This is a genomic window from Micromonospora sp. NBC_01796 (assembly GCF_035917455.1).
Taxonomy (GTDB): Bacteria; Actinomycetota; Actinomycetes; order Mycobacteriales; family Micromonosporaceae; genus Micromonospora_G.
The window spans coordinates 4,497,240-4,507,500 of record NZ_CP109078.1; the positions used below are offsets into that span (position 1 = coordinate 4,497,240).

The 10,261-nt window shown below is 68.0% G+C and carries 13 protein-coding genes and 2 tRNA genes; 13 read left to right on the forward strand and 2 right to left on the reverse strand.

Annotation, left to right across the window (positions count from 1 at the left end; all coding sequences use genetic code 11):
- Window positions 1-15 precede the first annotated feature (15 nt).
- The 4 genes from OIE47_RS20770 (at window position 16) to OIE47_RS20785 (ending at window position 1,382) form a co-directional block, all read left to right on the forward strand.
- Complete coding sequence (locus OIE47_RS20770) at window positions 16-183, forward strand: hypothetical protein (RefSeq protein ID WP_326556204.1); 168 nt, start codon at window positions 16-18, stop codon at window positions 181-183.
- A 76-nt stretch (window positions 184-259) separates the two neighbouring features.
- Entirely contained in the window at window positions 260-580 is a 321-nt protein-coding gene (locus OIE47_RS20775) for an ArsR/SmtB family transcription factor (protein ID WP_326556205.1), read from the forward strand.
- A complete protein-coding gene (locus OIE47_RS20780) occupies window positions 577-1,110 on the forward strand; it encodes an SRPBCC domain-containing protein (RefSeq protein WP_326556206.1) in 534 nt (177 codons plus the stop codon). The genes OIE47_RS20775 and OIE47_RS20780 overlap by 4 nt, the downstream gene beginning before the upstream one ends.
- Before the next feature lie 77 nt (window positions 1,111-1,187).
- Complete coding sequence (locus OIE47_RS20785) at window positions 1,188-1,382, forward strand: hypothetical protein (RefSeq protein WP_326556207.1); 195 nt, start codon at window positions 1,188-1,190, stop codon at window positions 1,380-1,382.
- Between the two features lie 17 nt (window positions 1,383-1,399).
- Here OIE47_RS20785 and OIE47_RS20790 read toward each other — a convergent pair whose 3' ends face one another.
- Window positions 1,400-2,077, reverse strand: coding sequence for a hypothetical protein (locus tag OIE47_RS20790; protein ID WP_326556208.1), 678 nt, complete (start codon window positions 2,075-2,077; stop codon window positions 1,400-1,402).
- Window positions 2,078-2,272: 195 nt separating this feature from the next.
- Here OIE47_RS20790 and OIE47_RS20795 point away from each other — a divergent pair, with 195 nt between their 5' ends.
- The 3 genes from OIE47_RS20795 (at window position 2,273) to OIE47_RS20805 (ending at window position 4,471) form a co-directional block, all read left to right on the forward strand.
- On the forward strand, window positions 2,273-2,995 hold the full coding sequence (locus OIE47_RS20795; RefSeq protein ID WP_326556209.1) for a transporter substrate-binding domain-containing protein: 723 nt from the start codon (window positions 2,273-2,275) through the stop codon (window positions 2,993-2,995).
- A 216-nt stretch (window positions 2,996-3,211) separates the two neighbouring features.
- A complete protein-coding gene (locus tag OIE47_RS20800) occupies window positions 3,212-3,517 on the forward strand; it encodes a hypothetical protein (RefSeq protein ID WP_326556210.1) in 306 nt (101 codons plus the stop codon).
- Between the two features lie 27 nt (window positions 3,518-3,544).
- A complete protein-coding gene (locus OIE47_RS20805) occupies window positions 3,545-4,471 on the forward strand; it encodes an acyltransferase family protein (protein ID WP_326556211.1) in 927 nt (308 codons plus the stop codon).
- Between the two features lie 110 nt (window positions 4,472-4,581).
- Here OIE47_RS20805 and OIE47_RS20810 read toward each other — a convergent pair.
- A tRNA-Gly gene (locus OIE47_RS20810) sits at window positions 4,582-4,655 on the reverse strand.
- A gap of 226 nt (window positions 4,656-4,881) precedes the next feature.
- On the opposite strand from OIE47_RS20810, the gene OIE47_RS20815 reads away from it, so the two are divergent.
- The 6 genes from OIE47_RS20815 to OIE47_RS20840 all read left to right on the forward strand — a co-directional run bounded on the left by OIE47_RS20815 (window position 4,882) and on the right by OIE47_RS20840 (window position 10,255).
- Window positions 4,882-4,955: transfer RNA gene (locus OIE47_RS20815), tRNA-Pro, on the forward strand.
- 115 nt (window positions 4,956-5,070) lie between these two features.
- Window positions 5,071-6,423: a trigger factor gene (tig, locus tag OIE47_RS20820; RefSeq protein ID WP_326556212.1), complete on the forward strand. Its 1,353-nt coding sequence runs from the start codon at window positions 5,071-5,073 to the stop codon at window positions 6,421-6,423.
- A 172-nt stretch (window positions 6,424-6,595) separates the two neighbouring features.
- Window positions 6,596-7,237 (forward strand): ATP-dependent Clp protease proteolytic subunit, encoded by a 642-nt coding sequence (locus OIE47_RS20825; RefSeq protein WP_326556213.1) that lies wholly within the window; start codon window positions 6,596-6,598, stop codon window positions 7,235-7,237.
- A gap of 11 nt (window positions 7,238-7,248) precedes the next feature.
- The gene (locus tag OIE47_RS20830; protein WP_121156500.1) at window positions 7,249-7,911 is read left to right on the forward strand and encodes an ATP-dependent Clp protease proteolytic subunit; all 663 of its coding nucleotides are present in this window, start codon (window positions 7,249-7,251) and stop codon (window positions 7,909-7,911) included.
- Between the two features lie 208 nt (window positions 7,912-8,119).
- Window positions 8,120-9,412, forward strand: a complete 1,293-nt coding sequence (clpX, locus tag OIE47_RS20835; RefSeq protein WP_326556214.1) for an ATP-dependent Clp protease ATP-binding subunit ClpX — start codon at window positions 8,120-8,122, stop codon at window positions 9,410-9,412.
- A gap of 45 nt (window positions 9,413-9,457) precedes the next feature.
- Window positions 9,458-10,255 carry a carbon-nitrogen hydrolase family protein gene (locus tag OIE47_RS20840; RefSeq protein WP_326556215.1) on the forward strand — a complete coding sequence of 266 codons (798 nt, stop codon included), beginning with the start codon at window positions 9,458-9,460 and terminating at the stop codon, window positions 10,253-10,255.
- Window positions 10,256-10,261: the final 6 nt, after the last annotated feature.

Genomic DNA, 10,261 nt, shown 5'->3' on the forward strand with positions numbered 1-10,261 from the left:
CCTACCGTGCGGGGCATGGAAATCACGTCGGCGAATGGGTCGCTGCCCCAACTGATCTTCGGCCTGGTCCTCTGGCTCGGCGGGCTGTTCCTCCTGTACTGGGTGATCCGGCTCGCCGTACGCCACGCGATCGAGGACGCGGACCGTCGGCGGGCCGCCGAGCGCCGCCGGCGCGGCGTCTGACGGTCGAAGTTCCGTACCTCCGTCCGGGGTCGTTTCGGGGTTGACATGTGACCTTTGGGTCACATAACTTGGAGTCATGACGGACGACGATCGGGTCTTCAAGGCGCTGGCCGACCCGACCCGTCGCTTCCTGCTCGACCTGCTCTTCGCACGCGAGGGCCGGACCCTCACCGAGCTCGAATCCGAGCTGGAGATGACCCGGTTCGGCGTGATGAAGCATCTGAAGGTGCTGGAAGAGGCGGGTCTCGTCATCGCACGCCGTTCGGGCCGGGAGAAGTTGCACTTCCTCAACCCCGTGCCGATCCGGCTGATCCACGACCGGTGGATCGACAAATACACGGAGCGTCACGTGACGGCGCTCGTCGACCTGAAAAACCAGCTGGAGGACCAAGAATGACCGCGAACACCGACACCCTGGCCGACGTGACCACCCAGGTCTACCGGGTCTACATCAAGGCGACGCCGCAGAAGATCTGGGACGCCATCACCGAGCCCGAGTGGAACGCCCGCTACGGGTACGGCGCTCCCGCCACGTACGACCTGCGGCCCGGTGGTGCGTACACCTCCACGGCCAGCGACGAGATGCGCAAGTACGCCGCCGAGAACGGCCTCCCGATGCAGGACGTCGTCGTCGACGGCCAGGTGCTCGAGGTCGACCCGCCGCGCAAGCTCGTGCAGACCTGGCGACTGCTGATGGACGAGAGCACCGCGAACGAGCCGTTCACCAAGCTCACGTACGAGATCTCCGAACTGCCGGCACAGCCGGGCGTCTGCCGGCTCACCGTCACCCACGACGTGACCGGTGCCCCCGCAACCGGGGCCATGACCGGCGGCGCCCTCGAGGAGTCGGGTGCGGGCGGCGGTTGGGCCTGGGTGCTCAGCGACCTCAAGACCCTCGTCGAGACCGGCTCGGCCTTCTCCTCCTGACCGACGCCCGACCGTGGGGACCCGTGGCGCGACACCGTCACGGGTCCCCACGCTCGTTGTCGATCTACTCTGTGGGGATGACGCTGGTGGGAGTGGCACTCGGAATCGCCGCGGTCCTGATCGTGGCCTCGATCGCGTACGTCGGCCGGCGTGATCGCGGTCGGCTGTCCTCGGCCGACGACAGCGCCGCACACCGACGGGCGACCACGGAGGCGGGACGCTACGCCGCCGAGGGCCAGGTCAGGAATCCGGACACCGGCGCGGGCTGGTAGAGGTAGCCACCCTCCGCTCACCGGTTGAGGAATGCATCGACGCCGAACATGTAGCCGGCGAAGAGGGCGAGAAAGATGACGATGCCGTACCGCATCGGCCCGCTCTCTCCACACGTCGGGTACCTGCTCGCCATCGCCGCGTCGAGACCCATCGCGGTGCCGGCCCTGGCCGAGATCCGGGTGCGCGTACCCGGGCTCGTCGCTGCCTCGCGCAGCCAGCCCAGTGCGAGTTCGTCACGCAACGGGATGCCGATACGGACCCGGCTCGCATCCCTGACGATGACGTAGTGGCCCAGGAAGTTCAGCCGGCCGGCGTAGTCCCGCACGCCCATGTCGCGGAACCGGATCGTCATGATCTGGTCGAGGTCGATCGTCCGCCAGCCCGTGAGGGTCTTCGCCGTCAACAGGTGAGCGTCCCGACCCGCCCCGCGCCGGGCGGGCCACTCGCCTTGGCAGGAGTGCGCGGGAAAGATGACCACGGCCAGTCCGCCGAGGAAGGCGAACACGATCGATACCCCGCTCGGCTCCCGGTTCCGTACCAGTTCGAAGATGCTCGACCCGTAGCTGACGGCGGCGAGCGCGGCCACGGCGAGGCTGTTCCTGACCAACGATCGTCGTCTCGTCCGGAGCGGCGGCAGCACCTTCTCGGCCACCCGGTGCTCCATCTCCTGCCAGGGTTTTGTCCGCTTCGCCAACCGGTCGCCTCCGCTCCTGCCCGCCCCGACCCCGCCGAGGTGGCGATGACACTGTCGCTGACCAGCGTTCCTCGATCTCATCCGGCCGCGATCTCATCCGGCCGCCCGTGCCGGTTGGGACCTAACCCACCGGGGACGGTGCCGGAGTGGTCGAGACCTTCTTTGGCCGACTCCGCGCGCTCTACGCTCGGTCGCATGGGGAAACTGACCGCTGCTGTCAGGGAGGACCTGGCGCCGACGGGCGTACTGCGGGCCTCGATCAATCTGGGCAATCCGGTGCTGGCCCAGGGCACACCGGCGGCGCCGACGGGCGTCACGGTCGACATCGCCCGTGAGGTCGGCGCACGGTTGGGCGTACCGGTGGAACTCGTCTGTTTCGACGCGGCGCGGAAGTCCTACGAGGCGATGGCGTCGGGCCGCGCCGACATCTGCTTCCTGGCCGTCGAGCCCGCCCGCGAGGCCGAGGTGGCGTTCACCGCGCCGTACGTCGTGATCGAGGGTGTGTTCGCCGTGCCCCGGGACTCGGCGATCGTCACCCCCGCCGACGTCGACCGCCCGGGCGTACGGATCGGTGTGAAGAGCGGATCCGCCTACGACCTGTACCTCACCCGCACCCTGGAGCACGCCACCGTCGTACGCGGGGACGAAGGGGTTGACGAGTTCCGCGCGCAGGGACTGGAGGTCGCGGCCGGCATCAGGCAACCGATGGCCGAGTTTGTCGCGACGCACCCGCAGGTACGGCTGATCGGGGAGCGGTTCATGCAGATCCGGCAGGCGGTGGGGACGACCAGGACCCGGCGGCCCGCGAGTCTCCAGTTCCTCCGTGACCTCGTCGAGGAGCTGAAGGCCGACGGATTTGTCGCCGAGGCCCTCGGACGCTCGAACCAACCCGACGCGACGGTCGCCCCACCCTGCTAGAAAAGGACCGGCGCGGTAACTGGTGACAACCGGGACCACTCGGTACCCACAAGGTACGAATCCTGGGCTCAACCAGGCAATCAGCAGAAATCGATCATGGGGCGGGTGCGCCCGTGGACGTGTTCCGAAGCTGTGCGAGGCTGTCACGCCCTCGTTCCTCCGCTAGGACGGTCCTCCTTGCTTGCCACGCTCCAACGCACCGTTCGACGAGCAACGATGTCCGTGCCGTTGGCCGAGTCGTACTCCGGACGCGCGAACAGCTTCGGTTTCCTCCGGCTCGCGTTCGCGTTCGCGGTGGTGCTGACCCACACGGCCGCGCTCGGCTACGGACGGCTCCTCCTGCCGGGAATCGACGCAGGGAGCCTGACAGCCGGCTTTTTCGTGGTTTCCGGGTTCCTCATCACCCGCAGCGCCCGGCGGATCTCCGTACCCCGCTTCTTCTGGCACCGCGCCCTTCGACTCTGGCCCGGCCTCTGGGTCGGCCTCCTGTTCATCGGCCTGGTCGTCGCGCCCCTGCTGTAGCACCAGCGGCACGGCACGCTCGACGGGTTGTGGCGCAGTCCGGGCGGCGTGCTCGACTACCTGCGGCTGAACTGGTGGGGCGGCCTCCGGCAGGCGGGCATCGCCGACCTGTTGGTGGGCGACACACCGTTCTGGCGGTGGCGGGGCGGCAACGCGCTGAACGGCGCCCTCTGGACCCTCGCGTACGAGATCTTCTTCTACCTCGTGGTGGCAGTCCTGGCCGCTCTCACCATCCTGCGCCGGCAACTCCGCTGGCTGCCGCTGATCGCGCTCGTCGTCCTGTTCGGCGTGCTCTGCTGGAACTACTACCAGCAGGTGACCGGTGGTCAGGGGGCGATCTGGACCACGGGCGATATCGGTCCGCTGCCGCTGTTCGGTGCGCTCCAGCGAAGCTACATCCTGTGGTTCGGGTTCATGTTCCTCACCGGCTGGGTCGCCGAGCTGTACAGCGAGCGGTTGCCGATCAGCGACCTCCTCGGCGTGCTCGCCCTCGCGGTCATCGGCTGGTTCGCCTACCACGGGGTGGTTTTCGGTCCCGGTCTGCTCGCGTACGCGTACGTCATGATCTGGCTCGCGGTGCGCCTGCCGAAGGCCCTGCACCGGGTCGGGCGGGTCAACGACTACTCGTACGGGGTGTACATCTACTCCGCCGTGGTGCAGCAGGTGATGGCCAAGGCGGGGGTGCAGGCGATCGGCTTCGTCGGCTTTTTCCTGGTCAGCGCCCTGGTGAGTACCGGGTTCGCGATGCTCTCCTGGCACCTGGTGCAGAAGCCGGCGCTGCGGCTCAAGGACTGGACGCCGACGATGCTGCGGGAGCGACCCGACAACCCGGGCCCACCGAAAGCGGATCGCCCGATCGCCGACGTACGGGATGAAAGCGCCGCCGCGCCCCCGGCCGCCTCCGGCGCATCGGACATCGTCCGGGACCCGGCCGCCGCACCAGCGGCTGTCTGACACCGACACCGACACCGACCGGTACCGGGCCGCGCCCGGTGCCGGTGGGGTCACATGGCCGGAAAGTAGCTGGGCCCGGACCGGGGAACTCCCCGATCCGGGCCCAGCACTGGAGCGGGCGACGAGAATCGAACTCGCGTAGTCAGTTTGGAAGACTGAAGCTCTACCATTGAGCTACGCCCGCGTACGCCCCGGTGACCCGTGACGTCCCGCCAGCTTACTGGAGGCGCCCCGACGAGTGCCAGGCGGTATCCGCCCGGCTGCGGCAGGCAGGCGATTTCGCGTACAAATAGATCTTGAAAAGGCCTGGTCACGGCGGTGGCCGCGGGCCGGTCGGAGCGCGGCCGGGCGTGGCGCACGGATACCAGGCGGCGGGGGTGGGCGCCGACGGCATACACTGCTGGTCGCCACGGGGTGTGGCGCAGCTTGGTAGCGCACTCGCTTTGGGAGCGAGGGGCCGTGGGTTCAAATCCCGCCACCCCGACTGTGATCCACCACCGCGGTGTCGGGCGCCGCAGGGTCTTCCAGACAGCTCGCCTACACTCGATGGGCTGAATCACGCCCATGACAAAGACTGAGATCCGTCAAGGAGTACGCCTGTGAAGAGCACCGTCGAGACTTTGAGCCCGACGCGCGTGCGGCTCGCCATCGAGGTGCCGTTCGTCGAGCTCGAGCCGAGCCTCAGGAAGGCGTACCGGGAGATCGCCCAGCAGGTCACCGTCCCGGGCTTCCGCAAGGGCAAGGTTCCATCCAACGTGATCGACCAGCGGGTCGGTCGGGGCACCGTGCTGAACGAGGCCGTGCAGGAAGCCATCCCGGAGAACATCCTGGCTGCCGTCCGTGAGCACGACGTGAAGACGCTGGGCCGACCCGACGTCGAGATCACCGAGTTCAACGACGGCGACGCGCTGAAGTTCACCGCCGAGGTCGACGTACGCCCCGAGATCGCGCTGCCCGACTTCACCACCGTCGAGGTGACCGTCGACGAGCTGAAGATCGACGACAGCGAGGTCGACGAGCAGGTCAAGGGCCTGCGGGAGCGCTTCGCCACGCTGAAGACGGTCGAGCGGGCCGCCCAGGACGGCGACTACACCCAGATCGACCTGGCGGCGACGGTCAACGGCGAGGAGGTCCCCGGCGGCTCGGCGACCAACATCTCGCACGAGGTCGGCAGCAAGCAGCTCCTTCCGGGGCTGGACGAGGTCCTGGTCGGCCTCTCGGCCGGCGACTCGACCACCTTCGTGACCCAGCTGGTCGGCGGCGACTTCGCCGGTCAGGACGCGGATGTCGCGGTGACCGTCCGGACCGTCAAGGAGAAGGAGCTGCCCGAGCTGGACGACGACTTCGCCCAGCTCGCCAGCGAGTTCGACACCCTGGAGCAGCTCCGCGACGACCTGCGGGACCGGATCACCCGGAACAAGCAGGTCGAGCAGATCTACGCGGCCCGGGACAAGGCGCTCAAGCAGCTCGTCGACGCCGCGGAGGTGCCGGCGCCCGAGGGTGTCGTCCGCGACGAGGTGGACAACCGCAAGCAGGCCATGGTCGACCAGCTCGAGCGGATCGGCGCCTCCCTGGAGGAGTACCTCGCCGCCGAGGAGAAGACCGAGGAGCAGATCGACACCGAGCTGACCGAGGCGGCCACCGAGGGGGTCCGGGTGCAGCTGTTGCTGGACACCCTGGCCGACGCCGAGGAGGTCCAGGTGTCCGACGACGAATTCGGACACGAGATCGTGCACCGGGCACAGCGGGCGGGGATGGCTCCCCAGCAGTACTACGACCAGCTCGTCCGCTCCGGCACGGCCGGTGCGGTCTTCGGAGACGTACGGCGCGGCAAGGCGCTCGCCTCGGTGATGGATCGGATCAAGATCACCGACTCGGCGGGCAACGCGGTCAGCCTCGACGCGCTGCGCGCGGTGGCCGACGAGGAACACAACCACGCGCACGAGCACTGATCGACGGGCGTTCTCCGGCCGCCGCGCGGGTCTCCCGCACGGCGGCCGGAACCCTTCCGGCGTACGTCTCCGGGTAGCTGCGCTGAGAGCGAACAGTGCCCGGAGGAGGAAGCTCGGACCCCTCGCAGCGGTTAGTGTCGGCGTAAGACGGTACGGAGAGCGAAGGGCTGCCATGACCGAAATGAACATCCCAGCGATGCCCCTGCGGGCGATCGAAGCCCGCGGTGGGGACTCGATTGGCAACCTCGACGACTCGGTCTACAACCGGCTGCTCAAGGAACGCATCATCTTCCTGGGCAGCGAGGTGACCGACCAGGTCGCCAACCGCATCTGCGCGCAGCTCCTGCTGCTCGCCGCGGAGGATCCCGACCGCGACATCAACCTCTGGATCAACTCGCCGGGTGGCTCGGTCTACTCCGGCATGGCGATCTACGACACGATGCAGTTCATCGACAACGACGTTTCGACCGTCGCGATGGGCATGGCCGCTTCCATGGGCCAGCTGCTCCTCTGCGCCGGCACCAAGGGCAAGCGGTACGCGCTCCCACACGCGCGGATCATGATGCACCAGCCGTCCGGTGGGATGGGCGGCACGGCGTCGGACATCGCGATCCAGGCCGAGCAGATGCTGTACACGAAGCGGATGTTCCAGGAGCGGGTCGCGTTCCACACCGGCCAGGACCAGGCGGCCATCGAGGCCGACTCCGACCGGGACCGTTGGTTCACCGCGGCGGAAGCCAAGGACTACGGCTTCATCGACAAGGTGATCACCGGAGCCACGCAGGTTCCGGAAGGCGCCGGGACCCTGAGCTGAGGAGCTTGACGATGACTGACCTGACGCTGCCGCCGCAGTTCGCACCAGTGCACAACCGATACGTGCTGCCGTCGTTCGTCGAGCGCACGTCGTACGGGGTCAAGGAGTCGAACCCGTACAACAAGCTGTTCGAGGACCGGATCATCTTCCTCGGGGTCCAGGTGGACGACGCGTCGGCGAACGACGTGATGGCCCAGCTGCTGACGCTGGAGGGCACCGACCCGGACCGCGACATCATCATGTACATCAACTCGCCCGGCGGTTCGTTCACCGCCATGACGGCGATCTACGACACCATGCAGTACGTCCGCCCGGACATCCAGACGGTCTGCCTCGGGCAGGCCGCCAGCGCGGCTGCGGTGCTCCTCGCCGCCGGCACGCCGGGCAAGCGGATGGCGCTGCCGCACTCTCGCATCATCATCCACCAGCCGGCCACCGAGGGTGGCTACGGGCAGGGCTCGGACATCGAGATCCAGGCCCGGGAGATCCTGCGGATGCGTACCCAGCTGGAGGAGATGCTCTCGCGGCACTCGAACCAGCCGGTCGACAAGGTCCGCAAGGACATCGACCGTGACAAGATCATGACTGCCGAGGAGTCCCGCGAGTACGGCCTGGTCGACACCATTTTGACCAGCCGCAAGAAGGGCCTGCTCGCGGCGAACGCCGCCAGCTGACGAGTGTTGTCCGGGGGTGGCCGGGGTGCTTTGGCCCTCCGCCTCCGGACACACCCGGTTTTGGGGGTCGGAGAATGCTCCGGCAGCGAGTAACGTCGGGTCTGCACCGCTTCGCCGGTCAGCCCGGCGAGCGATCTAGACCAACGAGGCGTACCGTCCTCAGGCCAGGGCCGGGTTGATCCGGCCGATGAGCGCAGGGAGAACGTAGGTGGCACGGATCGGCGACGGCGGCGACCTACTTAAGTGCTCCTTCTGTGGCAAGTCACAGAAGCAGGTCAAGAAGCTCATCGCAGGCCCAGGGGTCTACATCTGTGACGAGTGCATCGACCTCTGCAACGAGATCATCGAGGAGGAGCTGGCCGAGTCCGGCGAGGTGAAGTGGGAAGAGCTTCCCAAGCCGATGGAGATCCGCCAGTTCCTCGACAACTACGTGGTGGGCCAGGAGCAGGCCAAGAAGGCGCTCTCGGTCGCGGTCTACAACCACTACAAGCGGATCCAGGCAGAGGCGGCCGGAGCCCCCGGTGCCGGCAACGACGCGGTGGAACTCGCCAAGTCGAACATCATGCTGATCGGCCCCACCGGATGCGGCAAGACGCACCTGGCGCAGACCCTGGCCCGGATGCTCAACGTCCCGTTCGCCATCGCCGACGCCACCGCACTGACCGAGGCCGGCTATGTCGGCGAGGACGTCGAGAACATCCTGTTGAAGCTGATCCAGGCGGCTGACTACGACGTCAAGCGCGCCGAGACCGGCATCATCTACATCGACGAGGTCGACAAGATCGCTCGCAAGTCGGAGAACCCGTCGATCACGCGGGATGTCTCCGGCGAGGGCGTGCAGCAGGCTCTCCTCAAGATCCTCGAGGGTACGGTCGCGAACGTACCGCCGCAGGGGGGCAGGAAGCACCCGCACCAGGAGTTCATCCAGATCGACACCACCAACGTGCTGTTCATCTGCGGTGGCGCCTTCGCCGGCCTCGACCAGATCATCGAATCCAGGACCGGGCAGGGCGGGACCGGCTTCGGCGCCCACCTCCGCGCGGTCTCGGAACGGTCGACCGACGACATCTTCGGCAAGGTGATGCCCGAGGACATGCTGAAGTTCGGCCTGATCCCCGAGTTCATCGGCCGGCTCCCGGTGATCACCAACGTCCGGAGCCTGGACCGTGAGGCCCTCGTACGGATCCTGACCGAGCCACGCAACGCCCTGGTCCGGCAGTTCCAGCGTCTGTTCGAGCTGGACGGGGTGGAGCTGGAGTTCGAGCCGCCCGCGTTGGCCGCGATCGCCGACCAGGCGATGCTGCGCGGTACGGGCGCCCGTGGCCTGCGCGCCATCCTGGAAGAGGTCCTCCTCTCCGTGATGTACGAGGTCCCGAGCAACCCCGACGCCGCCAGGGTCCTGATCACCCGCGAGGTGGTCCTGGAGAACGTCAACCCGACCATCGTGCCGCGTGAGTTCACCGGCCGGCGGCGGCGTGACCGCGAGGAGAAGTCGGCCTGAGCGCAGGCCTGGTCTGAGGTGGGCGGCGGCCCGTACGCTCGTTGCATGCGTGTCGCCGTCTGCCAGCTCAACGCCCGCGCTGACCGGCAAGCCAATCTCGCCGCCGCGTCCGACCTGCTCGACCGGGCCGCGGCGGCCGGAGCCGATCTGGCGATCCTGCCGGAGTACGTCGACTATCTCGGTCCAGCCCCGGGGCAACCCAAGCCCGAGCCCGTCGACGGCGAGTTCGCCGAGTTCTTTGCCGCCGCCGCGCGCCGGCTCGGCATCTTCGTCCACGCCGGGTCGTTCCACGAGGTCGGCCCCGACCCGCAGCACACCTACAACACGTCGCTGGTCTTCGACCGCGCCGGCGAGCTGATCGCGACCTACCGCAAGATCCACCTGTACGACGTGGAGATCCCCGGTCGCGTCTCCTACCTCGAGTCCAGGGGAGTGGCGCCGGGCCCGGAACCGGTGACCGTCACCATCGACGGCGTACGCGTCGGTCTCTCGATCTGTTACGACCTGCGCTTCCCCGAGCTGTACCGGGAGCTTGCCGTGGCCGGAGGGGCCCAGTTGCTGGTGGTGCCCGCCGCGTTCATGACCCACACCGGTCGGGACCACTGGGAGGTGCTGCTGCGCGCCCGGGCGATCGAGAACCAGTGTTTCGTGGCGGCGGCCGGCCAGATCGGTGACCACGACCCGGGGCGGAACTGTTTCGGCCGGAGCATGGTGATCGACCCCTGGGGGACGGTCCTCGCCCAGGCCCCGGACACCATCGGCGTGGTCTGTGCCGATCTCGATCTCGACCGGCTGCACACCATCCGGGCAGAGCTGCCCAGCCTGGCCAACCGCCGGCTCTGACCCCGC